Origin of the sequence: Dolichospermum sp. UHCC 0260, assembly GCF_009711985.1 — a bacterium.
Classification (GTDB): domain Bacteria; phylum Cyanobacteriota; class Cyanobacteriia; order Cyanobacteriales; family Nostocaceae; genus Dolichospermum; species Dolichospermum lemmermannii.
In genome coordinates this window covers 1-24,997 of record NZ_VIKZ01000002.1, presented here as the reverse complement: position 1 = coordinate 24,997, position 24,997 = coordinate 1, and the positions used below count along the sequence as shown (strand labels likewise).

At 40.1% G+C, this 24,997-nt stretch carries 27 protein-coding genes; 15 read left to right on the top strand and 12 right to left on the bottom strand.

Going from position 1 to position 24,997, the window contains the following annotated elements; translation table 11 throughout:
- From atpB to FJR08_RS00995, 7 genes are all read left to right on the top strand, one after another.
- Entirely contained in the window at positions 1 to 756 is a 756-nt protein-coding gene (atpB, locus tag FJR08_RS01025) for a F0F1 ATP synthase subunit A (RefSeq protein WP_015083299.1), read from the top strand.
- A gap of 146 nt (positions 757 to 902) precedes the next feature.
- Positions 903 to 1,148, top strand: a complete 246-nt coding sequence (gene atpE, locus FJR08_RS01020) for an ATP synthase F0 subunit C (protein ID WP_015083298.1) — start codon at positions 903 to 905, stop codon at positions 1,146 to 1,148.
- A gap of 186 nt (positions 1,149 to 1,334) precedes the next feature.
- On the top strand, positions 1,335 to 1,766 hold the full coding sequence (locus FJR08_RS01015) for a F0F1 ATP synthase subunit B' (RefSeq protein ID WP_015083297.1): 432 nt from the start codon (positions 1,335 to 1,337) through the stop codon (positions 1,764 to 1,766).
- Between the two features lie 153 nt (positions 1,767 to 1,919).
- The gene (locus tag FJR08_RS01010; RefSeq protein WP_015083296.1) at positions 1,920 to 2,486 is read left to right on the top strand and encodes a F0F1 ATP synthase subunit B; all 567 of its coding nucleotides are present in this window, start codon (positions 1,920 to 1,922) and stop codon (positions 2,484 to 2,486) included.
- The gene (gene atpH / locus FJR08_RS01005) at positions 2,483 to 3,037 is read left to right on the top strand and encodes an ATP synthase F1 subunit delta (RefSeq protein ID WP_015083295.1); all 555 of its coding nucleotides are present in this window, start codon (positions 2,483 to 2,485) and stop codon (positions 3,035 to 3,037) included. Before FJR08_RS01010 ends, atpH begins: the two co-directional genes overlap by 4 nt.
- 128 nt (positions 3,038 to 3,165) lie before the next feature.
- The gene (gene atpA, locus FJR08_RS01000) at positions 3,166 to 4,686 is read left to right on the top strand and encodes a F0F1 ATP synthase subunit alpha (protein ID WP_168631870.1); all 1,521 of its coding nucleotides are present in this window, start codon (positions 3,166 to 3,168) and stop codon (positions 4,684 to 4,686) included.
- A gap of 103 nt (positions 4,687 to 4,789) precedes the next feature.
- Positions 4,790 to 5,737: a F0F1 ATP synthase subunit gamma gene (locus FJR08_RS00995; RefSeq protein ID WP_015083293.1), complete on the top strand. Its 948-nt coding sequence runs from the start codon at positions 4,790 to 4,792 to the stop codon at positions 5,735 to 5,737.
- A gap of 136 nt (positions 5,738 to 5,873) precedes the next feature.
- On the opposite strand, the gene FJR08_RS00990 is transcribed toward FJR08_RS00995, so the two are convergent.
- A complete protein-coding gene (locus tag FJR08_RS00990; protein ID WP_168631869.1) occupies positions 5,874 to 6,884 on the bottom strand; it encodes an NAD-dependent epimerase in 1,011 nt (336 codons plus the stop codon).
- Positions 6,885 to 7,407: 523 nt separating this feature from the next.
- Here FJR08_RS00990 and FJR08_RS00985 point away from each other — a divergent pair.
- The 4 genes from FJR08_RS00985 to FJR08_RS00970 all read left to right on the top strand — a co-directional run bounded on the left by FJR08_RS00985 (position 7,408) and on the right by FJR08_RS00970 (position 12,638).
- On the top strand, positions 7,408 to 10,800 hold the full coding sequence (locus FJR08_RS00985; RefSeq protein WP_168631868.1) for a phycobilisome rod-core linker polypeptide: 3,393 nt from the start codon (positions 7,408 to 7,410) through the stop codon (positions 10,798 to 10,800).
- Positions 10,801 to 11,177: 377 nt separating this feature from the next.
- A complete protein-coding gene (gene apcA / locus FJR08_RS00980; protein ID WP_148763726.1) occupies positions 11,178 to 11,663 on the top strand; it encodes an allophycocyanin subunit alpha in 486 nt (161 codons plus the stop codon).
- A 67-nt stretch (positions 11,664 to 11,730) separates the two neighbouring features.
- Complete coding sequence (gene apcB / locus FJR08_RS00975; RefSeq protein ID WP_015083287.1) at positions 11,731 to 12,216, top strand: allophycocyanin subunit beta; 486 nt, start codon at positions 11,731 to 11,733, stop codon at positions 12,214 to 12,216.
- 215 nt (positions 12,217 to 12,431) lie between these two features.
- Positions 12,432 to 12,638 carry a phycobilisome linker polypeptide gene (locus FJR08_RS00970; protein WP_015083286.1) on the top strand — a complete coding sequence of 69 codons (207 nt, stop codon included), beginning with the start codon at positions 12,432 to 12,434 and terminating at the stop codon, positions 12,636 to 12,638.
- Between the two features lie 454 nt (positions 12,639 to 13,092).
- Here the strand turns inward: FJR08_RS00970 and infC are convergent, their stop codons facing one another.
- Positions 13,093 to 13,626, bottom strand: coding sequence for a translation initiation factor IF-3 (gene infC, locus FJR08_RS00965; RefSeq protein WP_015083285.1), 534 nt, complete (start codon positions 13,624 to 13,626; stop codon positions 13,093 to 13,095).
- 404 nt (positions 13,627 to 14,030) lie between these two features.
- Between infC and FJR08_RS00960 the strand changes: the two genes are divergently transcribed.
- Positions 14,031 to 14,933, top strand: coding sequence for an alpha/beta fold hydrolase (locus tag FJR08_RS00960; protein ID WP_168631867.1), 903 nt, complete (start codon positions 14,031 to 14,033; stop codon positions 14,931 to 14,933).
- Here the strand turns inward: FJR08_RS00960 and FJR08_RS00955 are convergent.
- Both FJR08_RS00955 and FJR08_RS00950 read right to left on the bottom strand, forming a co-directional pair.
- Positions 14,910 to 15,122, bottom strand: a complete 213-nt coding sequence (locus tag FJR08_RS00955) for a hypothetical protein (RefSeq protein WP_168631866.1) — start codon at positions 15,120 to 15,122, stop codon at positions 14,910 to 14,912. The genes FJR08_RS00960 and FJR08_RS00955 overlap by 24 nt on opposite strands.
- A 66-nt stretch (positions 15,123 to 15,188) precedes the next feature.
- Complete coding sequence (locus FJR08_RS00950) at positions 15,189 to 15,527, bottom strand: BON domain-containing protein (protein ID WP_168631865.1); 339 nt, start codon at positions 15,525 to 15,527, stop codon at positions 15,189 to 15,191.
- Between the two features lie 221 nt (positions 15,528 to 15,748).
- On the opposite strand from FJR08_RS00950, the gene ilvN reads away from it, so the two are divergent.
- Positions 15,749 to 16,267, top strand: coding sequence for an acetolactate synthase small subunit (gene ilvN / locus FJR08_RS00945; RefSeq protein WP_015083282.1), 519 nt, complete (start codon positions 15,749 to 15,751; stop codon positions 16,265 to 16,267).
- A gap of 236 nt (positions 16,268 to 16,503) precedes the next feature.
- Here the strand turns inward: ilvN and dnaG are convergent, their stop codons facing one another.
- The 4 genes from dnaG to FJR08_RS00925 all read right to left on the bottom strand — a co-directional run bounded on the left by dnaG (position 16,504) and on the right by FJR08_RS00925 (position 20,606).
- A complete protein-coding gene (gene dnaG / locus FJR08_RS00940; RefSeq protein WP_015083281.1) occupies positions 16,504 to 18,414 on the bottom strand; it encodes a DNA primase in 1,911 nt (636 codons plus the stop codon).
- A gap of 194 nt (positions 18,415 to 18,608) precedes the next feature.
- A complete protein-coding gene (locus FJR08_RS00935; RefSeq protein ID WP_148767000.1) occupies positions 18,609 to 19,277 on the bottom strand; it encodes a response regulator transcription factor in 669 nt (222 codons plus the stop codon).
- Complete coding sequence (locus tag FJR08_RS00930; protein WP_168631864.1) at positions 19,270 to 19,419, bottom strand: hypothetical protein; 150 nt, start codon at positions 19,417 to 19,419, stop codon at positions 19,270 to 19,272. The genes FJR08_RS00935 and FJR08_RS00930 overlap by 8 nt, the downstream gene beginning before the upstream one ends.
- Positions 19,410 to 20,606, bottom strand: coding sequence for a sensor histidine kinase (locus FJR08_RS00925; RefSeq protein ID WP_015083279.1), 1,197 nt, complete (start codon positions 20,604 to 20,606; stop codon positions 19,410 to 19,412). Before FJR08_RS00925 ends, FJR08_RS00930 begins: the two co-directional genes overlap by 10 nt.
- Before the next feature lie 210 nt (positions 20,607 to 20,816).
- Between FJR08_RS00925 and FJR08_RS00920 the strand changes: the two genes are divergently transcribed.
- Entirely contained in the window at positions 20,817 to 21,329 is a 513-nt protein-coding gene (locus tag FJR08_RS00920; RefSeq protein ID WP_015083278.1) for a Spy/CpxP family protein refolding chaperone, read from the top strand.
- Between the two features lie 118 nt (positions 21,330 to 21,447).
- Here FJR08_RS00920 and FJR08_RS00915 read toward each other — a convergent pair whose 3' ends face one another.
- The 4 genes from FJR08_RS00915 to FJR08_RS00900 all read right to left on the bottom strand — a co-directional run bounded on the left by FJR08_RS00915 (position 21,448) and on the right by FJR08_RS00900 (position 24,608).
- On the bottom strand, positions 21,448 to 22,416 hold the full coding sequence (locus FJR08_RS00915) for a hypothetical protein (protein WP_168631863.1): 969 nt from the start codon (positions 22,414 to 22,416) through the stop codon (positions 21,448 to 21,450).
- A 10-nt stretch (positions 22,417 to 22,426) separates the two neighbouring features.
- Complete coding sequence (locus tag FJR08_RS00910) at positions 22,427 to 22,672, bottom strand: hypothetical protein (protein WP_015083276.1); 246 nt, start codon at positions 22,670 to 22,672, stop codon at positions 22,427 to 22,429.
- 424 nt (positions 22,673 to 23,096) lie between these two features.
- On the bottom strand, positions 23,097 to 23,561 hold the full coding sequence (locus FJR08_RS00905; RefSeq protein WP_015083275.1) for an Hsp20/alpha crystallin family protein: 465 nt from the start codon (positions 23,559 to 23,561) through the stop codon (positions 23,097 to 23,099).
- A 288-nt stretch (positions 23,562 to 23,849) separates the two neighbouring features.
- Positions 23,850 to 24,608: a thioesterase II family protein gene (locus FJR08_RS00900; protein ID WP_168631862.1), complete on the bottom strand. Its 759-nt coding sequence runs from the start codon at positions 24,606 to 24,608 to the stop codon at positions 23,850 to 23,852.
- A 154-nt stretch (positions 24,609 to 24,762) separates the two neighbouring features.
- Here FJR08_RS00900 and FJR08_RS00895 point away from each other — a divergent pair.
- Positions 24,763 to 24,997 (top strand): efflux RND transporter permease subunit (locus FJR08_RS00895; protein WP_174782944.1); only part of this gene is annotated, 235 nt, incomplete at its 3' end.

The following is a 24,997-nucleotide window of genomic DNA, read 5'->3' as shown; positions in this document are numbered from 1 at the left end:
ATGCTTAGTGTATTAAACGCTTTTAACGCTTTTCCCCTCGCCGAATTAGAAGTAGGTCATCACTTCTTGTGGCAACTGGGCAGTCTCAAAATACATGGGCAAGTATTTCTCACCTCATGGTTTGTGATTGCTATCCTAGTAATAGCATCACTAGCTGCCACCAGAAACGTCCAAAAAATTCCTAGCGGCATCCAAAATTTGATGGAATATGCCCTAGAATTTATTCGGGATCTAGCGAAAAACCAACTCGGAGAGAAAGAGTATCGCCCCTGGGTACCATTTATTGGTACGCTATTCTTGTTTATCTTCGTATCAAATTGGTCAGGAGCATTAATTCCCTGGAAGCTAATCCACTTGCCTTCTGGTGAACTAGCCGCCCCTACCAACGACATCAATACAACCGTCGCATTGGCATTGCTAACCTCCTTGGCGTATTTCTACGCTGGATTTCGCAAAAGAGGTTTAGGCTACTTTAAGAAATATATTGAGCCAACACCAATTCTGTTGCCAATTGCCATTCTCGAAGATTTTACCAAGCCCCTCTCCCTAAGCTTCCGGTTATTTGGAAATATATTAGCGGATGAATTAGTAGTCGCGGTATTGGTATTGCTCGTGCCTCTCTTTGTGCCTTTGCCAGTAATGGCTTTGGGTTTATTTACTAGTGCCATTCAAGCCCTAGTATTTGCTACCCTAGCCGGGGCATATATTCATGAAGCCCTAGAGGGACACGGCGAAGAAGGACATGAGGAGCATTAACGCCCTCAGTTGATCGCCCAGTTAAAACGAGCAAATTCGCTCAAAACATCGCTACAGCGATTTGAGAACCTAGTACAGTGTGAAAAACACATATCTAGTTGTTACGTACATTTGTAATTTTTGTAGTTAAAGCAAGGAAAATCGTCATGGATCCAATCGTACAAGCTGCTTCAGTTCTAGCTGCTGCCCTCGCTATCGGTTTAGCTGCAATTGGACCTGGTATTGGTCAAGGTAATGCAGCCGGTCAAGCAGTAGAAGGTATTGCTCGTCAGCCCGAAGCAGAAGGCAAAATTCGCGGCACACTACTTTTAACATTAGCCTTCATGGAATCCTTGACAATTTACGGTTTGGTAATTGCCTTGGTATTGCTATTCGCTAACCCTTTTGCCTAAGACCGAAAAAGTTTTGTTAGTGTAGAGACGTGAAAGATGTCACAGACAGCGAAAAGCTGGACATCTGCACGCCTCTACAAACTGGCAACTTATCGCTCATTAGTCAGAACGGGATTCGTAAAATTATCAAAGGCTGGATCATCTTACTAGCCAAGAAAATTAGTATTCCAGCCAAAGAGGAGAGAAATGTTTGATTTCGATGCTACCTTGCCATTAATGGCATTGCAATTCCTGTTGTTGGCAGCTTTGTTGAATGCAATTTTCTACAAGCCTATGACCAAGGTATTGGATGATCGGGATAATTATGTCCGTACCAATAACCTTGATGCTCGTGAACGCTTGGCTAAAGCTGAAGCATTAGCTAAAGAGTATGAGCAGCAACTATCATCTGCGCGTAAGCAATCTCAATTGACTGTAGAAGCTGCCCAGAATGAAGCTAAGAAAATTACAGCACAAAAAATAGCTGAAGCTCAACAGGAAGCCCAAGCTCAACGCGAACAAGCTGCTAGAGAAATAGAGCAGCAAAAGCAAGCAGCTATGGCAACCCTAGAAGCACAAGTTGATGCCCTCAGCAACCAGATTCTAGAAAAACTATTAGGACCTGCTTTGGTGAAATAGTTCTAACTATATCACCAAGTTGGTGCTACGAAAGCATAAACACATCAGGGCTTATGCCCAAAAATGTGGCGAAATTTAAGTGTCCAAAACATTGGCACTTTTTTCCCTGTCGGGAAAAATCAACGAATTACCAAGCGAGCAGCGCACTTGTAGATGGCTAACATGGGCAATATTTTATTACTTGCCGCAGAAGCTGTTAACTCTGAAATGGCAGAAGGCGCAGCAGAAGGCGGTTTCGGTCTAAACCTAGACATCCTGGAAACCAATCTAATTAACTTAGTAATTCTGATTGGCATACTATTCTACTTTGGACGCAAAGTTTTAACCAATATCTTGAATGAAAGACGCTCCGGTATTGAAAGCGTTATTCAAGATGCAGAAGGACGCTTGCGGGAAGCACAAACTGCTTTGGCAAAAGCCCAAGGGCAGTTAACCCAAGCACAGCAGGAAGCACAGAGAATTACTCAAGTAGCTGAACAAAATGCTCAAGCAGCTAAAGAAGCTATTTTAGTTAAAGCGAATCTGGATGTAGCCCGTTTAAAAGAAACCGCAGCATCTGATTTGAATGCAGAACTAGAAAAAGCTATCTCCCAACTTCGACAAAAGGTAGTTGCACAAGCACTGCAAAAAGTGGAAGGACAACTCAAGGGTGGTATTAGCGCAGATGCTCAACAAATTCTAATTGATCGTAGCATCGCACAACTGGGAGGCGAGATATGAAAAGTGATGCAGCAACCGCTGAAGTATCTCAGCCTTATGCACAGGCACTGTTATCCATTGCTCAATCTCAAAACTTAACAGAAGAGGTTGGGGGAGACGCACGGACTTTCTTGAGCTTATTAACAGGGAGTCAAGAACTCACAAGCTTTTTGAGCAATCCCTTTGTCAAGCCAGAGAACAAGAAAAATGTCCTCAAACAATTACTTGGTGAAGGTGTAAACCTCTGCCTCCGTAACTTTTTACTGCTGTTAGTTGACAGAAGACGGATTGCTTTCTTAGAACCAATTTTACAGCAGTATTTAGTGCTATTACGCCAACTAAATCAAACTGTATTAGCTGAAATTACTTCTGCGGTTCCGTTGACCCAAACCCAACTGCAAGCAATTACAGAAAAGGTAATTACTCTGACCAAAGCTCGTCAAGTGGAATTAGCCACAAAAATAGACAGCGATTTAATTGGTGGTGTAATTATCAAAGTTGGTTCTCAAGTAATTGACGCTAGTTTGCGTGGACAAATACGTCGTCTTTCTTTGCGTTTAAGCAGTAACTAAAAAGTTCTGATAAATGTCAGTAGTCATTAGTTAATGGTCAATAGTCAATAGCTAATAAAAAACAACTGACAACTGACAACTGACAACTGACAACTGACAACTAACAACTAACAACTGACAACTGACAAATGAGTATTTCCATTAGACCTGACGAAATCAGCAGTATCATCCAACAACAAATCGAGCAATATGACCAAGAGGTTAAAGTTGCTAACGTTGGTACAGTGCTACAAGTAGGTGACGGTATTGCCCGGATTTATGGCTTGGAAAAAGCTATGGCTGGGGAACTCCTAGAATTTGAAGATGGCACAATTGGTATCGCCCAAAACTTAGAAGAAGATAACGTCGGTGCGGTACTGATGGGCGAAGGTCGGAGTATTCAAGAAGGTAGCTCTGTAACCGCTACTGGTAGAATTGCCCAAGTAGGCGTAGGTGACGCTCTCATTGGTCGCGTTGTTGATGCTTTGGGTCGTCCTATTGATGGTAAAGGTGATCCAAAAACAACCGAAACTCGGTTAATTGAATCTCCTGCCCCTGGGATTATTGCCCGTCGGTCTGTACATGAACCGATGCAAACAGGGATTACCGCTATTGACTCCATGATTCCCGTCGGCCGTGGTCAACGGGAATTAATCATTGGCGACCGTCAAACTGGTAAAACTGCGATCGCTATTGACACCATCATCAACCAAAAAGGTGAAGATGTAGTTTGCGTTTACGTAGCTATCGGTCAAAAAGCTTCCACCGTTGCTAACGTAGTCCAAACCTTACAAGAAAAGGGCGCGATGGACTACACAGTAGTTGTTGCGGCTAACGCCAGTGACCCAGCTACCCTCCAATTCCTCGCACCCTACACAGGCGCTAGTATTGCTGAGTATTTCATGTACAAAGGCAAAGCGACCTTAATCATCTATGATGACCTTTCCAAGCAAGCACAGGCTTATCGCCAAATGTCCTTGCTCCTCCGTCGTCCACCCGGTCGGGAAGCCTATCCTGGAGACGTATTCTACATTCACTCTCGCTTGTTGGAACGTGCTGCTAAACTCAGCGATGAATTAGGTAAAGGCAGTATGACTGCTCTACCTATCATTGAAACCCAAGCTGGTGACGTATCTGCATACATTCCTACCAACGTAATTTCTATTACTGACGGTCAGATTTTCTTGTCTTCTGACTTGTTTAACTCTGGTATCCGTCCCGCTGTAAACCCCGGTATCTCTGTATCCCGTGTAGGTTCTGCGGCACAAACCAAGGCAATGAAAAAAGTTGCTGGTAAAATCAAACTAGAATTGGCTCAGTTTGACGACTTACAAGCTTTCGCACAATTCGCTTCTGATTTAGACAAAGCCACTCAAGACCAGTTGGCGCGTGGTGTCCGTTTACGGGAACTATTAAAACAGCCCCAAAACGATCCTCTCTCCGTAGCTGAACAAGTAGCGGTTCTTTACGCTGGTATTAACGGTTACTTAGATGACATTGCAGTTAATCAAGTAACTACCTTTGCCCTAGGTCTACGTGGCTACTTGAAGAATGTTAACACTGCATACTTCCAAGGCGTACAAGGTAGCAAAGCTCTAGGTGATGCAGAAGAAGCAGCTTTGAAAGCCGCTCTTACCGAATTCAAAAAGACCTTCCAAGCAGCAGCGTAACAGGTAACAGGTAATAGGTAGTGGGTAATAGGTAATAGCAATAACTTTTACCCAATTACCAATTACCAATTACCAATTACCAATTACCAATGACCTAAAAATTATGGCTAATCTCAAATCAATACGCGATCGCATTCAGTCGGTCAAAAACACCAAAAAAATCACAGAAGCCATGCGGCTTGTAGCAGCGGCGAGAGTCCGTCGCGCTCAAGAACAGGTAATTGCTACCCGTCCCTTTGCAGACCGTTTGGCGCAAGTATTATTTGGCTTGCAAACCAGATTGCGGTTTGAAGATGTCAACCTCCCCCTACTGAAAAAACGCGAAGTTAAAACAGTCGGTTTGTTGGTAATTTCCGGCGACCGGGGTTTGTGTGGTGGTTACAACTCTAACGTGATCCGCCGGGCTGAAAATCGGGCCAAGGAACTCAAAGCTGAAGGTGTAAACTATACTTATGTATTGGTTGGCCGCAAAGCTACTCAATACTTTCAACGCCGGAATCAGCCTATTGATGCCACCTACAGCGGTTTAGAACAACTTCCTACCGCCGCAGAAGCTACAAATATTGCTGATGAACTACTTTCTCTCTTCCTCTCGGAAAAAGTAGACCGGATTGAGCTAGTTTATACAAAATTTGTCTCCCTGGTTAGTTCTCGTCCCGTAGTCCAAACCCTTCTCCCTTTGGATACCCAAGGTTTAGAAGCAGCGGATGACGAAGTTTTCCGTTTAACTACCCGTGGTGGTCAATTCCAAGTGGAACGGGAAAAGGTAGCTAGTACAGTTACCGCTTTACCTAGTGACATGATTTTTGAACAAGATCCAGTGCAAATTCTGGATTCTTTGTTGCCATTATATCTGAGCAATCAGCTATTACGGTCATTACAAGAATCAGCAGCTAGTGAACTGGCCGCACGGATGACAGCGATGAGTAACGCCAGCGAAAACGCCGGTGAATTGATTAAAACTCTATCTTTGTCTTACAACAAAGCCCGTCAAGCCGCAATTACCCAGGAACTTCTGGAAGTTGTCGGTGGTGCGGAAGCGCTTACTTAACTTGGTGATTGGTGATTGAAGCCATAAAATAAACTATGGCCAATCATCAATTACTAATTTTTAACCAAGGAAAATGATATTTGTCCATCTTCAAGACGGAATTTATAGAAAAGCTAAAGAGTCAATATTTTTGCATTTAAACTTGGTAATATGACCGATACCATACAACAAATCGCTCAATACCCACTTCAATCGAGGTATTGGGTTTAAAACCAATATCTTGCACCAAATCATCAACATCAGCATAAGTCATAGGTAAATCACCAGGTTGTATTGGTAGCAGATTCTTTTTGGCTTTCATACCCAAGTAATTTTCTAGGGTTTCGATGAAGTTCATTAATTCAATCGGCTGATTATTGCCGATATTGTAATTTTTATATGGTGCATAACTTGTCGCGGGGTCAGGTGCATTTCCCGACCAATTGGGATTCGATTCAGCAACTTGATCAATAACGCGAATTACACCTTCAACAATGTCATCAATATAAGTAAAATCGCGTTTCATTTTACCATAATTAAAAACATCAATTGGTTGTCCTGCCAAAATTGCTTTAGTGAAGAGAAACAATGCCATATCAGGACGACCCCAGGGACCGTAAACTGTAAAAAAGCGCAATCCTGACGCTGGCAAGCCATACAAACTACTATAAGTATGTGCCATTAATTCGTTGGCTTTTTTGCTGGCTGCGTATAAACTAACGGGATGATCTACATTGTCGTGAACGGAGAAAGGAATTTTTGTATTTGCACCGTAAACTGAACTGGAAGAAGCAAATACTAAATGTTGTACATTTGTATGCCGGCAACCTTCTAGAATATTGACAAATCCTACCAAATTACTATCTACATAGGCGTGGGGATTTTTTAATGAATAGCGCACTCCTGGTTGTGCAGCCAAATTTACAACTTTATCAAAGTTTGATTCAATGAATAATTTGGGGATACTTTCTCTGTCTGCTAAATCTAATAAATGGAAGCTAAAACCAGGTTTTTCTAAAAGTTGTTTTAGTCGATCTTTTTTTAAAGTTACATCGTAATAATCATTGAGATTATCCAAACCAATAACTTCATCGCCCCTTTCTAGTAAGTGTTTACTGAGGTGAAAACCAATAAAACCAGCCGCACCTGTAACTAAAATTTTCGTCATAATTTCACCACTGTAATATATATGGAGATTTACATTCTCCGTTTCTGCGTAAATTTTGTAACTTGTTAAGATAAACAATAATACTTAATAAATAATGTTGTATTTACTACTCATTTAATTTATCTTACGTAATTTCCTTCTGATATCAATCACCGAAATAGAGAATATAGCGGTTTACCAACCCGTTACTAATATAGCATTCTCATTTTTGCCTCCCGTCTGTCCCCTGGTTTTATGAATAAGTTTAAGAATCATCAGAGTACAGAATGTAGGATAAAATCTATATTCATCCCAGAAAATGGAAGTATGTATCTTCTTGAATATCAAATTTAGATTACAGATTCGACATACTTCTTAATAAACCAACAGTGTAAACGCAAAACGTTCTAATCTGAAAATCGACCGAGTTAATTTACTGGGTTTTAGAGGCGTAACATTCATAAATACGCAAAAATGTCAAGCCTTAAAATAAATAACCCAGGCTGAACAGATAAACAATTATGATAGGAGTCTTAAAAATCCCATGAGTGTTAAGGCAAGCGGTGGAAGCTCAGTTGCGCGTCCGCAACTATATCAAACCTTACCTGTCGCCACCATTTCCCAAGCGGAACAACAAGACCGCTTTTTGGGAAGAGGTGAACTAAGTGAACTTGGCAGTTATTTTACCTCTGGGGCAAAGCGGTTAGAAATTGCCAAAATTTTGACAGACAATTCCGAAATCATCGTTTCTCGTGCGGCTAACCGGATTTTCATTGGTGGTTCACCAATGGCTTTCTTAGAAAAGCCCCAAGAGAAAGAATTGGCAATGGTTGGCGCTGGTGCTAATGTCCAAGAGGGCATGAAACTAGGAACAGTCACCTACGTTGAAAGTAGTGGTGGTTTCTTTGAAAACCTCCGTTCTATCTTCAATACTTCTGCTGGTGGACCAACACCTCCAGGCTTTAGACCTATTAACGTCGCTCGTTATGGGCCTAGCAACATGGCCAAAAGCTTACGTGACTTGTCTTGGTTCTTGCGCTATGCCACCTACGCCATTGTCGCTGGCGACCCCAACATCATCTCTGTAAATACCAGAGGTTTGCGGGAAATTATTGAAAATGCCTGTTCTGGAGAAGCAACCATCGTCGCTTTACAAGAAATCAAAGCAGCGTCCCTGTCTTATTTCCGTAAAGATGCCGTAGCCACAGAAATTGTGACTGAGTACATGAATGTGTTGCTGACAGAATTTAAAGCACCAACACCTTCTACTAAAGTTCGTCAACGTCCTTCCGGCGACCAACAAGGGTTACAACTGCCACAAATTTACGCTGTGGCCGCAGAACGTCGTCCCAAGTACGCCATGAAGCCCGGCTTGTCTTCTGGCGAAAAAACAGAAGTCATCAAAGCGGCTTATCGTCAAGTATTTGAGCGCGATATTACCCGTGCTTATAGCTTGTCTATTTCTGACTTAGAATCGAAAGTCAAAAACTGCGACATCTCCATGCGGGAGTTTATTCGCCGTCTTGCTAAATCTCCCCTTTACCAAAAACAGTTTTATCAGCCTTTTATTAATAGCCGGGTGATTGAATTGGCTTTCCGTCACATTTTAGGACGGGGACCAAGTAGCCGTGAGGAAGTGCAAAAATATTTTGCCATTGTTTCCCTCAAAGGTTTGGCTGGTTTAGTTGATGCTTTGGTAGATTCTACCGAATACAGCGATTACTTTGGTGAAGAAACAGTTCCCTACATTCGGGGTCTGGGTCAAGAAGCCCAAGAATGTCGTAACTGGGGACAACAGCAAGACCTGTTTAAATACAGTGCGCCTTTCCGGAAAGTTCCTCAGTTTATTACAACTTTTGCTGCTTACGAACAACCATTACCTGACCAACATCCCTACGGTTCTGGTAATGACCCCTTGGAAATCCAATTTGGGGCGATTTTCCCGAAAGCAACCCGCAACCCCAGCAGCAGCCCTGCACCGTTTAGTAAGGATACTCGCCGGATCTTGATTCACCAAGGTCCTGGTATCAATAACCAACTCAGCAATCCTAATGCTCGGAGTGTAGCTCCTGGGACTTTGGGCGCGAAGGTGTTCAAGTTAGACCAGTTACCTGGAACTATTGGCAGAAAAGCTCCTAAGGGTGTAAGTGTCAAGTTCTCGGAAAGTTCTACCCAAGCGGTAATTAAGGCTACTTATCTACAAGTTTTTGGTCGTGATGTTTACGAAGGTCAACGGCTGAAAGTTGCAGAAATTAAGCTGGAAAACGGCGATATCACCGTCCGCGAGTTTGTGCGGATGTTGGCGAAGTCGGATTTATTCCGGAAGATGTACTGGACTTCTCTCTATGTCTGTAAAGCCATTGAGTACATTCACCGTCGCTTGTTAGGTCGTCCTACCTATGGTCGGGAAGAAAACAATAAGTATTTTGACATCGCTGCTAAGAAGGGCTTTTATGCGGTCGTTGATGCCATTCTGGACAGTGACGAATACAGCCAAGCATTTAATGAAGATACAGTTCCTTACGAACGCTATCTAACTCCTGCGGGTGTGTCTTTACGTCAATTACGTGTGGGGACTATCCGCGAAGATTTGGCGAATGTTGAGAAACAGGAAACACCTCGCTTTGTGGAATTGGGTACAGTCACAGAAATGCGGACTGAACCAGATATTGAGTTCCGCATTAACCAAGGTGTTACTAAGCAACGTGAGCAAACCAAGGTCTTTAAACTGACAGCAGTTAAAAATGACAAGGTTGCGGCGGAAACTGTGATTAGCGGCGCTTATCGGCAGATTTTCGAGCGCGATATTGCTCCTTACATCTCTAAGAACGAGTTCACGGTTCTAGAAAGTAAGTTGGTGAATGGTGAAATCAGCGTTAAGGAATTTATTCAAGGTTTGGGTTACTCTAGCCTGTACCTGAAGGAGTTCTACACACCTTACCCCAATACAAAGGTAATTGAGTTGGGTACTAAGCATTTCTTGGGTCGCGCTCCTATTGACCAAGCAGAAATTCGTAAATACAACCAAATTCTCGCTACTCAAGGGATTCGGGCTTTTATTAGCGCGATGGTTGAAAGTGCTGAATATGGTCAAGTGTTTGGAGAAGATACTGTTCCTTTCCGTCGCTTCCCCACTTTACCTGCGGCTAACTTCCCCAATACCGAGAAGCTTTACAACCAATTAACCAAGCAAAATGATGATTTGGTTGTTCCTAGTTTTGCCACTGTGAAGCCCCGGATTAAAACTGAGAATACGCCAATTCTCGCCAAGGCGATCGCTGATTTGGCAGCCCAAGCCAAGAAAATGGACAAGACTAAACCCTTGTTTATTGAATTGGGTCGTTCTTTCAATGATGGTCGTGGTCAATCTGTAGAAGTTGGTGTTGGTACAAGCCGTCGCAAACCAGCCCGGATTTACCGTGCTACCACTGGGACAAATTCCCCCGAAACCAATCAAGTCATTAATGCTATCTACTGTCAGGTAATGGACGTATTTAGCGGTCAAGTACCTGCTTATTTCCGCCGTTCTGACTTGGATAGCAAATTGCGTAACGGTGAAATTACCGTGCGTGAATTTGTTCTCGAACTAGCCAGTTCCGAAATCTATCGCAAACGTTTCTACGCGCCTTATCCCAACACCAAGGTAATTGAATTCCTCTTCCGTCACCTTTTGGGACGCGCACCAGCTACCCAAGGCGAAATCCGTCAATATAACAAATTATTGGCTGATAGCGGTTTACGGTCGGCTGTAGAGGCAATTGTTAACAGTCCTGAGTATGCTCGTTACTTTGGTGAAGACGTTGTTCCCTACAAACGCTATCCATCTTTACCAGCAGGTAACTATTTAGGCAGTGTTCAAGCTGAAGCTGACTTGGTGAAACAATCTTGGTCTAGCTTGTCTCCTTCTGTTCTCACAGGTGGTCTTCCCAATAGATAGGAAAATGGGTCATGGGTAATAGGTAATAGGTGACAGAAAAGGTTGTTTTATCTAGCTTTTTACTGTTCCCTGTTCCCTGTTCCCTGTTCCTCCGCAGTCGCTCCACTTGGGGAGACCCCAAGACCGCGCTGCTCTCTGTTCCCTGAGAATGAGCAAATCTGAAAATAAGTGTTACAAAATATTAAGAGCAGTAATAAATGCTCAACATAATACTGGACAATATTTTGCGGGAGGTAATTGAGTTTTCCACCTGGTTTACACCAAATCCAGTCAATCTGGCTAGAAATGTAAATCAAGATGTAAATTCAGTACCAACCATATAAAGTCGTACCAGTTTAATCAAATTCTGGTTCCATTAGTTTTGGAGGAATCCATTAATGAGTATCGTCACGAAAGCTATCGTGAATGCTGATGCAGAAGCTCGCTACCTCAGCCCCGGTGAATTAGACAGAATCAAAGGTTTTGTTGCTGGTGGCGCACAACGTCTTCGCATCGCTCAAGTATTGACCGAAAACCGCGAACGCATTGTTAAAGGTGCTGGCGACCAACTGTTCCAAAAACGTCCTGATGTTGTTTCCCCCGGTGGTAACGCTTACGGTCAAGAAATGACAGCTACTTGCTTGCGTGACTTAGACTACTACTTGCGTCTTGTTACCTACGGAATCGTTTCTGGTGATGTTACAGCCATCGAAGAAATCGGTATCGTTGGTGTCCGCGAAATGTACAAGTCTTTGGGTACTCCCATTGATGCAGTTGCTGGTGGCGTTGCCGCTATGAAGAACGTTGCTGCTACCCTGTTGTCTTCTGAAGACGCTGGTGAAGCTGGTTCTTACTTCGACTACGTTGTTGGTGCAATGCAGTAAGTTTTAGCTGTTTTTTGGCTCAAACTAAAACTGTGGCAATAAGGTTGGAAATAAGGAAAAAACAACAATGCAAGACGCAATTACCTCCGTTATCAATTCTTCAGATGTTCAAGGTAAATACCTTGATACCGCTGCTCTCGAAAAGCTAAAAGGCTACTTCGCTACTGGTGAACTGCGCGTTCGTGCAGCTACAACCATCAGCGCTAACGCTGCTGCTATCGTTAAAGAAGCTGTAGCTAAATCCTTGTTGTACTCTGACATCACCCGTCCCGGTGGTAATATGTACACCACACGCCGTTACGCAGCTTGTATCCGTGACTTGGATTACTACTTGCGTTATTCTACCTACGCTATGCTTGCTGGCGACGCTTCCATTTTGGATGAGCGCGTATTGAATGGTTTGAAAGAAACCTACAACTCCTTGGGAGTACCCGTAGGCGCTACTGTTCAAGCTATCCAAGCTATGAAGGAAGTAACCGCTAGTTTGGTTGGTCCTGACGCTGGTAAAGAAATGGGTGTTTACTTTGACTATGTCTCCTCTGGCTTGAGCTAAGAGTTAGCTTTGCACTTAGTCATATAGGTGCGGCTTTGTTAAGGTCTGGAGATCAATCATGATTGCTAGAAGGTTCTCTTGCTGATTGATTGTAAGTGTTATCAGTCTAGTATTGATGGTTGATTTCCAGCCTTGGAAAAAATAATTAAAGATTTTGACTCAAGATATTTGAGATAAAAAAGTTTCTAAAACAATATCAGGAGATTTGAAACAAAATGGCTCGTTTATTTAAAGTAACTGCTTGTGTTCCCAGCCTAACTCGGACTCGCACCCAACGCGAATTACAAAATACTTACTTTACTAAGTTAGTTCCTTATGAAAATTGGTTCCGTGAACAACAACGGATTCAAAAAATGGGTGGCAAGATTGTTAAGGTGGAATTAGCAACTGGTAAACAAGGTACTAATACTGGTTTGTCTTAATTTCTATAAATCAAACATTATTTTATTTTGATTTTATCAGGGGTCAGTAATGACCTCTTTTTTATGTTGAGAATTTCATATCAGAGAATGTCAAAGAGCGGATTTCTTCATCAATTCCTGAACTTGAGCCGCTACCAGAGGATTTGGATCTGTTTTTAATGTTTTTCATTACTATCCGGCATTTTTTCCCGTTCCACAATTCCGTGTTCTATCAGCCGCTGGAGTTTTTCCTGTGGTGGACGGCGATCTAAAATATGCAATAACATAGCAAAAGTCCTGAACAACTGAGTATTATTTTTCCCACTCAGCCTTCAGGACTATCATTTTAGAATAAATTGACATAAATCTAATTATGGTTGAATGCTGAGGGAATGGGAAAAATTTCCCTGGGGTCAATTTTAGATCCTATTATTCACTAATTCATACAGCACTCATTACCAGGTTGTTGACAAGATTATTTTTTGGGTGAAATCAGCATCATCATATTCCGCCCTTCTTTCTTAGGTGCTTGCTGAAGTTCACCAAAAGGCTCTAAATCCGTAGCCATCCGTTTAAGCAGCGTTTCTGCCAAGTCACTGTGTTGAATTTCCCGACCTCGGAACATCACAGTAGCCTTAACTTTATCGCCATCTTTGAGGAAGCGTTCAGCTTGCTTAACGCGCACATTATAGTCATGTTCTTCTATTTTGTAGCGCATTTTCACTTCTTTCACATCAGCCGTGTGCTGCTTCTTCCGGGCTTCCCGCGCCTTTTTCTCCTGCTCAAACTTATATTTCCCATAGTCCATTATTCGACACACTGGCGGATCAGCCTTGTCACTAATTAGCACTAGGTCTAATTCCTTTTCCTCTGCTAATTGTATCGCTTCCTGCGGAGTTATAATTCCCAGTTGTGCGCCATCAGTGTCAATCACCCGAATTTTCGGGAAGCGAATCCGTTCGTTAATTTGGGGCAGATCGCGAGTTCTTTTTTTCTCAATCACAGGCATTATGATTAGTGGCAGCTCTATTAGTTAAGATTTTGGACTGGTCTTGAATTTAGTTAGTTTAGTTTGATATGCCATTGAAGGCAAAATACAACAGTAACTCAGAATTGGAAAATGAATATCCCTCTCTAGTGTAGCAAATTTATAAGGGAAGTTTAATCAAGTGATTGACTGTATAGTCTGACTCTGAGTTGATTCCACTGCATTATTTAACGTAAATTACATGATATTTGACACTAATAACTATTGTTACAATTTTCTTCTGAGATACATAGAGGTATGATATCTAGAAGATGTTTCCATGATAGCAAAATTAGGTATACATTGAAGCTAACCAAATATAATGTAACATATTAAGAAAGAACGCACAAAATTAATAGTTTCCAACTAATCAGTAAGAGATAACTGTGACTACCGTAACACATTGGCAGCAAAGAGTTGGTAATCAAAGGGATTGGGTGTGGCGTGGTTGGCAAACCCGTTATACTTATATTCGTCCTCCCCATGATTATGCAAAAACAACACCTTTAATTTTACTTCATGGTTTCGGCGCGTCCATTGGTCATTGGCGACATAATTTAGAGGTTTTGGGTAAATCTCATCCGGTTTACGCCTTAGACATGATTGGTTTTGGGGCTTCGGAAAAGGCTGCAACTAGCTACAATGTGGAACTGTGGGTAGAGCAGGTTTACGATTTTTGGAAAACCTTTATTCGTCAACCAGTGGTTTTAGTGGGTAATTCCATCGGTTCACTAATTTCTATAGTCGCAGCCGCTAACCATCCTGATATGGTAAAGGGGATAGTGATGATGAGCTTACCTGATCCTAATTTGGAACAGGAGATGATCCCGACTGCTTTACAACCTCTTGTTAGCGGGATTAAAAGTATATTTACTTCCAGATTAATACTAAAACCGATATTTTATTTTGTGCGTCGTCCTGGTGTACTGCGTCCTTGGGCTAGTTTAGCTTATGCAAATCCTGAAGCTATTACTGATGAACTTATAGATATTTTAGCAGGACCGCCCCAGGATAGGGGATCTGCCCGTGCCTTTAGAGCCTTGTTTAAAGCGACAACGGGGGTTAATTTTAGTCCTAGTGTCAAGAAGATTTTACCAAACTTAACAATTCCTATGCTGTTAATTTGGGGGAAAAAAGACCGATTTGTGCCACCAAAACTAGCAAATCAATTTGTTGGCTACAATGAAAAATTGCAATTGCTATATTTGGAAGATGTCGGTCATTGTCCCCAGGATGAATCACCAGAACAAGTTAACCAGGCGATTTTAGATTGGATTGAGAATTGGTAATTCGTCAGTTGTCAGTAGGGGCGAAGCATTTGGAAGATAATTATCGGTCATTGCCAAAAATAGTTCTCCAAATGCTTCGCCCGTACAGTTGTTAGTAGGGGCGAAGCATTTGGAAGATAAATTATCGGTCATTGCCAAAAATAGTTCTCCAAATGCTTCGCCCGTACAGTTGTTAGTTGTCAGTTGCAAAAGATATATTTTCCCTGCTCCCTGCTCCCTGATTCTTCTTTTTACTAAAAAATTATTCAGTAAATTTTAATTAGTATTAACTTGCGTTGTATCAACATCTGTAGTGCCATCAACGGTGTGAGCTACAGCAATTAGTTGATTAAGAATATCTTGGGTGGGAACTTGACCTTTTAGTACCACAGTGCTACCTGTTTGAGCAACCCAAATAGTGTCAATATCATCAAGGTCAGGATCTTGATCAAATGCTAATGCTACGCGCTTGGCTAAACCACTTTGGTCATATTCTCCATTCAATCCCATGCGTTCTGGCTCTGTTGTTTGTGTATTAACATCATCGCTAGAAATTGGATTAACTTGGGCGCTTTCCGATTGCTCTAAGCCAAATATTCTTTGTAACCAACCCATAAATACTTTGTTCCTGTCAATTTTCACTGCTGATGACAATATATGGCTTTAATTTAAAGGCTGCATCTATCTTTGAAAATAGATAACTTTTCCACAGGAACGGAATGATGGCAATTATTAAGTATAAAATAAAAATTCAGACCGACAATGCAGCGTAGTCGAAACTCGCTTTGCAGTCATGAGTGCCGGTCTGCGTTCATGTCATGCTCCTTTAGTCGCCGATGAAACATACGCTGTCAGTTATTGTGGAAGATGAAGCGGGGGTTCTATCCCGCATTGCTAGTTTATTTGCTCGTCGGGGTTTTAATATTGAAAGCCTGGCTGTGGGACCTGCGGAACAGGAAGGAGTATCCCGAATTACGATGGTTGTTCCTGGTGATGATCGCATTATTGAGCAACTTACCAAACAACTGTATAAGTTAGTTAATGTTCTCAAAGTGCAGGACATTACAGAAATTCCTTGTGTAGAAAGAGAATTGATGCTTCTGAAAGTAAATGCTACTAGCAGTAATCGTTCGGAGATTATCGAATTGTCGCAGATTTTCCGAGCGCGAATTGTGGATGTGGCTGAAGATTCTTTAACTTTGGAAGTTGTGGGTGATCCTGGTAAAATGGTGGCGATTGTGCAAATGCTACAAAAATTTGGACTGAGAGAAATCGCTCGCACAGGTAAAATTTCTCTGACTCGTGAATCGGGTGTGAATACTGAATTACTGAAGTCTTTACAAGCAAAAGTCTAGTGTAATTGCAAACGGATGATCAAGAAGTTAATCATCGAAGTTTTTCATGTAATCAAGCAGCAGATATGGTGTAATGGCTATATCTGCTGCTATTATTTTGATAATAGGCATCTCCGGTAATTAAATGTGCGTGGTTTGAAACCCTTGTAGAGACGTTCTATAGAACGTCTCTACATTCATTTTCGGAGATGTCTAATGAAGATTAAAAGTTAGGTGTTGCTAAAATTTCATCTTGCCTAAATTAAGTCAGTAATAGAAAATTGTCGCTGTTTCTCAAGGTCTTGTAAATGAAGTTTTTCTATATATATGGCTTCAGCATAATATTTATCTTTTTCTGGTTCGGCTTCAGGATCTATTTTTTCCCATTGTTCCATAAAATAACGATAGCGTTTTTCTCGAAATACTCTCTCCATACAAGCTAGTGCTGCTTGAATAACATGAGGAGTTCGTAATATTTCTGTTTTATTTTTTTCGTTGAGATGAAATATATGAGAAACTATTTCTAGTTCTTCTGCTAATTCTAAATATCTATTTTGCACACTAGAAATTAAATCAACTTCATCAACTGTAAATTCTGCCATTTGTTGCCATAAAAAGCGATGATGAGAAAGACTAAATTCTAAATTACGGTTTTCTAAATCTTCAATAATTATTTGCCGCTGCTGGGAAGAATGAAGATAAATAATTAATAATAATGCCTCCGCTCGTTCTAGTAAACTGCGTTCTGTGTTCACTAAAGATAGCTTTGGGGTTTTAGTTGCGGGATTACTTGTCCGCGGATTTAGAGATTTTATCCTACCAGGTTTAATTTGAGTTAGGAGATTTTCAACTCTTAAAGGAATAAGTCGAGTATCTCCTAAACTCAATATTTCTGCACAGGAAGAAACATAATAATTAAGTGTATCACTATTAACTATATTTTGCAATAGTTTAACTATTTGTTGGGTGACTTGTTGGAAATCAGTAGCTTGTTTTAAATCTCGATTTTTAATAATATTTTGAATTTGCCAATCAAGCCAAAGTGGCGCATTTGTTAATAGTTTTTGATAATCGGCTGAAGTGTGACTATGTAGATATTCATCAGCATCTTTACCATTAGGTAAATTGAGGATTTTTAATTGCACTTCCCCTGCATAAGCCAAATTAGCAATTTCACCAATTGCTCTTTCTGTGGCGTTTGTGCCGGCTTTATCAGCATCAAAATTGAGGATTAATTGTTTGGATTCTGTGTAACGTAATAATAGCCGCACTTGTTCTATACTTAATGCAGTTCCTAGGGAAGCAACGGCGTTATTAATTCCGGCTGCATGGAGAGCGATCGCATCAAAATATCCCTCAACTACCACCGCTTGATCAACTTTAGAAATACCGTCTTTAGCTTCATCTAAAGCAAATAACATTTTCCCTTTACTAAATAATTCTGTCTCTGGAGAATTGAGATATTTAGGTTGTTCATCTGTTAAAGTTCTGCCACCAAAAGCAATGACTCTACCTTGAATATCCCGAATAGGAATCATTAAGCGATCACGAAATACATCATAATATCCACCTCCTTCTTTCCGGGGTTTAATTAATCCCGCTTGTTCTACTAATTGCACGGGATAATGTTTACTTTCTACCAAATAACGGTAAAGAGTTTCCCAACCAGCAGGAGCATAACCTAAACCAAATTGTTGAATTGTTCCTTGTTTAAATTGACGAGTTTGTTCTAAATACTCTAATGCTTTTTGTCCTTGAGACTGTCTTAAAGTGTGTTGATAAAATTGAGCAGCAGTAGCAAGAACCGTATATAATTGATCACGTAAAGATATTTGCCGTTGTAATTCTTGTCTTTGTTCAGGTTCTAAAGTTTTAACCGGGACTTGATAACGTTTTGCTAAATCTAGTACCACGTCTGCAAATTGACGTTTTCCCAAGTCCATGACAAACTTAATCGCATTACCCGCTGCTTGACAGCCAAAGCAATAATACATTTGCTTATTAGGACTAACGCTAAAACTGGGGCTTTTCTCATCATGAAAAGGACATAACCCCAAAAAATCTTTACCTCGTTTTCGCAAAACTACATACTCCGAAACCACATCAACAATATCAGCCCTGAGTTTTACTTCTTCGATAGTGTCTGGATGTAAGCGGGGAATTTGCATGAGAGGTAAACAGTGAGAAGTGATATCTATTATATAGCAGGATTCACATCCAAAAATAGGGATAAAGCATGAGCTAAACCCCTACACCTATTCCCTATTCCCTATGGCACTACATATCAGATGCACCAGTAGCAATTAAACTTCTGAATAAGGCTGCTGACCATCCTGTTTCTTTGAGTACCGCAAATTATGTGCTATTTATTTTCAATATTTTGTTGTAAGTAAGTAAAAAAACTATTTGCCAGGATAGCAGCTTGTGTGCGATCGCGTAAACTTAGTCTATTTAAGATATTCGTAACATGATTTTTAACTGTACCCTCAGAAATATACAATTTTTGGGCAATTTCTCGATTATTATCACCAATAGCAATTAACCGCAAAACTTCTTTTTCTCTAGGGGTGAGTTCCGCTAAGTTCGCTGGTACAGCTAATACTGGTTGTGAATTAGCCGGAAATTGAGTGACTAGTTTTTTGACTATTCCTGGTCCCAATTGGGAATATCCTTTGTCAACTGCACGAATGGCAACTGCTAACTCTTCTGAGGGTGTATCTTTAAGTAAATAACCCATTGCGCCATTTTGTAATCCTGCTTTCACATATTCATCATCATCAAAAGTTGTTAAAATAAGAATTTTGCTGTGAGGAAAATGGTGATTAATTTCTTTGGTAGCAGCAACTCCATCTATGATAGGCATTCTAATATCCATTAAAATTACGTCAGGTTTTAATTTTTCAACTAGATTAATTGCGATTTGACCATTTTCAGCTTCCCCGACAATTTCTATATCTGCTTCTAATTCTAATAAGGCTCTTAAACCTTGACGAATTAAACTTTGATCATCTACAAGTAAGACTTTAATCATTTTTGTTGGTAATTGGTAATTGGTAATTGGTAATTGGTGATTGGTGATTGGTGATTGGTAATTGGTAATTGGTAATTGGTAATTGGTGATTGGTGATTGGTGATTGGTGATTGGAAAAAATATTCTCCCCTGCTATAAACAAGGGATATCAACTATAATTTGACAACCATGATTATGACTGCTATGAATATGAAATTCACCTCCTAATGCCAACGTGCGATCGCGCATACTTTGTAAACCAAATCCAGTAGTATTTTGCTCTAAATCAAAACCTCTGCCATTATCCTGAATTGTTAACTTCACAGTTTCTAATGTTGTTGTTAATTCTAGTTGAACTTCTGTGGCTTGGGCATATTTAGAAATATTAGTTAATGATTCTTGAATAACTCGATAAATAGGAGTGCTGACTTCCATAGACAATGGAGAAATAATGGATATTTGACAACTGGGTAAAATGCCAGTAGAACGCTGAAAATCTGCCGCAAGATTCTGAATTGCCTGTGCTAACGATTGTTCTTGTAAAGGATGGGATCTCATGCTAGAAACCGATTGACGGACATCTTGTAAGGCTTTTGAACCGAGTTCTTTGGCAGTGGCTAAAAACGTCATTGCTCTAGGTATATCATGTTTTGATAACTTTAAAGCAGTTTCTAATTGAAGATTTAAAGCCGTCAGAGAATGTCCTAAAGAATCATGAATTTCTCTAGCAATGCGGTTGCGTTCTTCCAAAGTTGCCTGACTTTCAATTTTCAAAGCATATTGACGGAGTTTTTCGTTTGCAGCTTGGAGTTTATCTCGACTTTGCCGTTCAGATAAAACAGTATTCATTAATACTAAAACAAATACTAAACTTAAACCAAATAAAACTGCTAAACTAAAACTAAAAAACCAAAATCTTTCTTGGGCTATTGGTGAAAATCGTCCAGGAGGCATCCTTTGTCTGAGGGTAAGTAAAAATAAAATAAATGAGGAAAAAGTAACTGCTAATCTTCCTGGTAGTGGAAAAATTAAACAACTGCGAGTTACCAAAATTAGATAGAGAAAGGGAAAAAGCCTCGCACTTCTACCACCAAAAAAGCCAGTAATTAAAATTAATATAACTTCAATAGTCGTATAAATAAATTTATTGATTTTATTGTAAGTAGGCAATCTTAAACCCATTAAACCGAAAAATGTCAAACTGCAAATTGTCAGTTCTGGATACATGACAGAAAAGCGCGGTGAAGGAGATGGCATTAATGCCATTAACGCTGAAAATCCTAATAGTAGCCATTCTAAATAAAGTAGAAATCGAAAAGGATGATTATTAAATTGAATAGGACGATTCATAAAAAATTGATAATTGAAAAAATGGCAGCCTAACCTAGATTTAATATATTTGTATCATGATTCAAGTTCAATAGGATGAGAGGAAGATATTGAAATCCTAATTTCATGACTAAAGTCATGGGTGTAGACGTGACCTTTGCCTCATATCATTACTGGGCGTTAATCTATATGATAGGAACTATAGAAAGCCGACATAACCAAAAGGTATTTATGAAACTGAAGACATTATCACTGATTGCTGGTACTCTGGCTTTAACTTTAATCGCAACTCCATTTGCAGTTCAAGCGGAACAAAATAATCCATCCTCACCTCAACCTGGTAAAGAATGGCAAAAAAAGGGTCAATTTAAAAAGTTGAATTTGACACCTGAACAAAAAGCTAAAATGAAGGAAATCGGCCGCAGTACCCGCGCTCAAATTGAAGCTGTTCTGACTCCCGAACAAAAGACCAAATTACAAGCTGCAATGGCTGAACGTAAGGCTCAACATCAAACGCAACGTCAACAAAGACAAGGACAAGGAGAACGTCAAGAAGGACGTGGTAAAAAAGGTGATATTTTTGCTTCTTTGAACTTAACTGAAACACAGAAAAATCAAATTAAACAAATTAGAGAGTCATCAAAACAACAAATGCAAGCTGTGTTAACTCCGGAACAGCAAGCACAAATGAAGCAAATGCGAGAAAATATGCGTTCTCGTCGTCAACAAGATAAACCTCAATAATTCTTGACTATTCAAATAAGATTAATAAATTAGGGGTGGGCTTAAAATCTCATCCCATTTTTGTATATAGGCAAACTTTAGAGAGGGCGTTACAATTTGTTAACGCCCCTTTTTTGGATCATTTCTGGACAATCATATTCATATCCCAAGTATACAAACCGATTTGGTTAGGAACTCTCACAAAGCGGCCTGTGCGATGACCCCTAGATAGTTCATTGAGAACCTTATTTTTGACCTCTCTGACTTCTTCAGCATCTAAATGTCCATAAATACCATTGACTATCTCATTCACATTGAAAATTCGTCCGGCATTTTGTTCTAGAAATAAGGTCAGAGCATCAATTAAAAATTGACCATCAAATTGTGCCAACATCGGGACTACTTTCATCTGGGGTCTAGTGAAATGTTTGTTGGTTTTGGTGGATTTAATACTTCTAGATATTCCCTTACCTTGAATGGGTCCTAGTGAATTTACATCTAGGGTATAGCAACCAGGTTCATTGGGAATCGCTGACCAATAACCACTTTCTCTCCCTTGAGTTAGAGATGATTGGACTCTACCTTTAACGACTTTAAAGATAGTAGACTCTAAATTACCGTAGAGCGATCGCACAATAAAATCTATGTGACAGACAGTTCCCACATATTCTCGCAATAGCTTTTTAAGTGCTTCCATGCGAGTCATATTTTCATACTGAGCCAGCATGGGAACGTCTTCCCCTTTACCAACATAGTGACGACGTTGAAAGGAAAAATTGCCTGAGTTGCTAACTTCAGAAAGGGAATGATCAACCTTGAAAGAGTCTGATTTAGGAATTTCTGACTCTAGAGAATCCAAATATTCTACACGAGAACTCTGATTGGAAGACAACAACAACAGTGAATCTTCTTCAGCAGCCTCAACTTGTTCGTTGTCATGAGGATAAGACCAAGTAGACAACAAAGATTCTACATTATCTAATTGCGATCGCGCCTCTATAAATAGATGTTGGTACTTTTTTGCGAGACTCCCATAGTAATCTCGTAATTCCAACAATGGCGTAATAAATACATCGGGTGGTGCTTGTAATTGTTCTGGAGAATTCATAGTAATTCACTCAACTTAAATCTATATTGCTGGTGTAAGTCATGGCTCTAGGTTTGCTCGGTGTCGATACCTGGAGTGATTTTTTAGGAGGTTGGGGAGGACGACAACATTCACAATATAAAGGGCGAGTTCCGAAAGTTTCTCGTTTTGTAGCCTGATTACATTCTTTACAGACAAAGTTGAAAACTCGCGTATGAATCTGCCTTTTGTGCGCTCGGACAGTATATTCTCTAACATCAATTACTTTGGTTGCCATAATTAATAATTGCCAGTCTTAATCCTCTTTATATAGCTATTCAAGCAAATGAAACTGTATCAGTGTGTGTTTTCATAGAAGTTTTCTAAAAAATTAAAAAATCCCATGTAACTCAGAGGCATAAACTGCTATTTCCGATATATTAACAGTGACTGGGATATATTTTCCCATCCCTTACATAAAAGAATGAAAAGAAATATAGGTTAAACTTGTTGCTCTCAAGACTTGTGAATATAAGAATGCTTTTTTAGCATCTATCTTGAGAATTAACTATATAATTGAAAACATATTTTTAGGCATATTTTTAAACCTGGACTATTGATAATAAATTATGATATCGCCTACTAGTAACAAAAAAAATGAAGGATGAAGTAATTATAAAATCCCTCACCCTTCCTGATCTAGCCTAATCAAAGGTAACTAACTAAAGACGAACCTTCACAGCTTTGTGTTTTTCCGATTCGGCTTTAGGAATAGTTAGATAGAGAATTCCATCCTTATATTCTGCCGCTACCTTCTCATTATCCACAACAGCAGGCAAGGCAATTACCCGTTGGAACTTACCATAACGGAATTCCGAGCGAGTCAAACCTTCTGCTTCCGTTGTTGTTTCCGACTTCCGCTCACCGCTAATAGAAACCGATTCAGGAGTGACTTCGACATCAAGATCCTTTGCGTCCAAACCTGGTATTTCTACTTTCAACTTCAAATCACTATCAGTTTCTGCAATCTCAGCCGGAGGAATGAAAGTTAACCCCACCCTTTCAACTGCATCAGGTGGTAATAATTGTTCAAACAAGCGATCCATTTGCTGCCGGATAATACCCATTTCAGGGAATGGTTCCCAGCGTTCTATTTCCCGTAACGGATTCCAACGTACAAGTGTCATAACTATCTCCTCAAAAATTCACTATTGGACTTTCTGATTTGGTGAGACTAAATCTTCAGCTTGTGACTTGGTAAACAATAATACTACTGGCAAAATCTCTAACTTTTAACTTCTTGAAGCCTAATCTTTAGCCTCCCAATTAGATGATAGCACTAGAAAATCAATTAATTACAGTTCGGTTTTATAGATATAATCTTCGTAATAACCGTACTATTGAGCTAATAACTTCAGGTTCGTATGTTAGAATGCGAGAGTGGATATTGCTACTATTTTTTAGCCAAAAATATCTTAAATATAACACTGTACAGATTGAATTACACTATTAACTAAAGTGCTTTTAGCCGTATTGATAAAAAAGTGATCACCACCGATCATTTTCAATGAAAAAGGGGCAACAGTTTGTTTTTCCCAGGCAGAAAGAGCAGTATAGCTAACTGTTGGATCTTCTGACCCACCAAAAGCACTAATAGGACAATTTAGAGGTGGTTGAGAAGTATAAACATAGGATTCCAAAACTGTAAAATCAGCCCGAATAATCGGCAAAAAAATCTGCATCAATTCGGCATTTTCTAGCACCATTTTGGCAGTCCCATTAAACTGGGATATTGCGGCTAAAAAATCGGCATCTGGTAATTTAGAAATGGGTGGGTTTTCCCTAGGGAATTGTGGGGCGCAACGGGCAGCAATAAAAAGATGCAAAGGATAAAGATTATATTCAGAGCGCAGTAGCCTAATTAACTCAAAACTGATTAATGCACCCATACTGTAACCGAAAAAAGCAAAAGGTTTATCTAGACAGGGGATGATATTAGTGGCTATTTCTCGGACTAAAGGGAGGATTTTTGTGTATGGAGGTGATTTGATTTGTCTGCCTCTACCGGGAATTTCGATAGGGCATAATTCAATAGTTGCGGGTAAATCATCAGCCCAAGTCCGAAAAACTGAGGCACTAGCACCAGCATAAGCAAAGCAAAATAGGCGTAATTTAGCTTGGGGGTTGGGTTTAGGGCAAGTTATCCAAGATGTGAAAGTGGTTTTAGTTGTCATGATGGAGGTTTATATGGGGTTAATTGCTGATTTGATTGCTGGATCTAGTTTTAAATTAGGAAAAAAGTCATGAAACTATTGTGACTTTTTTCCTAGTCAGGTTAGGAAACTTGGCTCATGCAGAAAATTAGATCAATTTTATGTAATTTTAGAATTGCAGCCAGAATACCAACGTGATCCAAATGCTTTAGCGATGCTGTATGTGCGCTCAAATAATGGTAAATTAGTTCCTTTGAGTGCCATAGCTAATATTACCCAAACTGTTGCACTTTTAACAGTAAACCACCTTGCACAATTACCTTCAGCAACTATATCTTTTGACACTTTACCAGAAGTTTCTTTAAGTCAAGCCACAGCAGCCATTCAGAAACTGGCCGAGGAAATTCTAC

What these genes read in the sequence shown, in the direction of transcription:
- FJR08_RS00910 (WP_015083276.1), bottom strand. Translation starts at nt 22,672, where the DNA reads ATGGCAACCAAAGTAATTGATGTTAGAGAATATACTGTCCGAGCGCAC.
- apcB (WP_015083287.1), top strand. Translation starts at nt 11,731, where the DNA reads ATGCAAGACGCAATTACCTCCGTTATCAATTCTTCAGATGTTCAAGGT.
- FJR08_RS00985 (WP_168631868.1), top strand. Translation starts at nt 7,408, where the DNA reads ATGAGTGTTAAGGCAAGCGGTGGAAGCTCAGTTGCGCGTCCGCAACTA.
- FJR08_RS00905 (WP_015083275.1), bottom strand. Translation starts at nt 23,561, where the DNA reads ATGACACTTGTACGTTGGAATCCGTTACGGGAAATAGAACGCTGGGAA.
- FJR08_RS00900 (WP_168631862.1), bottom strand. Translation starts at nt 24,608, where the DNA reads ATGACAACTAAAACCACTTTCACATCTTGGATAACTTGCCCTAAACCC.
- dnaG (WP_015083281.1), bottom strand. Translation starts at nt 18,414, where the DNA reads ATGCAAATTCCCCGCTTACATCCAGACACTATCGAAGAAGTAAAACTC.
- FJR08_RS00950 (WP_168631865.1), bottom strand. Translation starts at nt 15,527, where the DNA reads ATGGGTTGGTTACAAAGAATATTTGGCTTAGAGCAATCGGAAAGCGCC.
- FJR08_RS00995 (WP_015083293.1), top strand. Translation starts at nt 4,790, where the DNA reads ATGGCTAATCTCAAATCAATACGCGATCGCATTCAGTCGGTCAAAAAC.
- FJR08_RS00970 (WP_015083286.1), top strand. Translation starts at nt 12,432, where the DNA reads ATGGCTCGTTTATTTAAAGTAACTGCTTGTGTTCCCAGCCTAACTCGG.
- FJR08_RS00925 (WP_015083279.1), bottom strand. Translation starts at nt 20,606, where the DNA reads ATGAATCGTCCTATTCAATTTAATAATCATCCTTTTCGATTTCTACTT.
- ilvN (WP_015083282.1), top strand. Translation starts at nt 15,749, where the DNA reads ATGAAACATACGCTGTCAGTTATTGTGGAAGATGAAGCGGGGGTTCTA.
- FJR08_RS00920 (WP_015083278.1), top strand. Translation starts at nt 20,817, where the DNA reads ATGAAACTGAAGACATTATCACTGATTGCTGGTACTCTGGCTTTAACT.
- apcA (WP_148763726.1), top strand. Translation starts at nt 11,178, where the DNA reads ATGAGTATCGTCACGAAAGCTATCGTGAATGCTGATGCAGAAGCTCGC.
- FJR08_RS00990 (WP_168631869.1), bottom strand. Translation starts at nt 6,884, where the DNA reads ATGACGAAAATTTTAGTTACAGGTGCGGCTGGTTTTATTGGTTTTCAC.
- atpE (WP_015083298.1), top strand. Translation starts at nt 903, where the DNA reads ATGGATCCAATCGTACAAGCTGCTTCAGTTCTAGCTGCTGCCCTCGCT.
- atpB (WP_015083299.1), top strand. Translation starts at nt 1, where the DNA reads ATGCTTAGTGTATTAAACGCTTTTAACGCTTTTCCCCTCGCCGAATTA.
- atpA (WP_168631870.1), top strand. Translation starts at nt 3,166, where the DNA reads ATGAGTATTTCCATTAGACCTGACGAAATCAGCAGTATCATCCAACAA.
- FJR08_RS01010 (WP_015083296.1), top strand. Translation starts at nt 1,920, where the DNA reads ATGGCTAACATGGGCAATATTTTATTACTTGCCGCAGAAGCTGTTAAC.
- FJR08_RS00935 (WP_148767000.1), bottom strand. Translation starts at nt 19,277, where the DNA reads ATGATTAAAGTCTTACTTGTAGATGATCAAAGTTTAATTCGTCAAGGT.
- atpH (WP_015083295.1), top strand. Translation starts at nt 2,483, where the DNA reads ATGAAAAGTGATGCAGCAACCGCTGAAGTATCTCAGCCTTATGCACAG.
- FJR08_RS00915 (WP_168631863.1), bottom strand. Translation starts at nt 22,416, where the DNA reads ATGAATTCTCCAGAACAATTACAAGCACCACCCGATGTATTTATTACG.
- infC (WP_015083285.1), bottom strand. Translation starts at nt 13,626, where the DNA reads ATGCCTGTGATTGAGAAAAAAAGAACTCGCGATCTGCCCCAAATTAAC.
- FJR08_RS01015 (WP_015083297.1), top strand. Translation starts at nt 1,335, where the DNA reads ATGTTTGATTTCGATGCTACCTTGCCATTAATGGCATTGCAATTCCTG.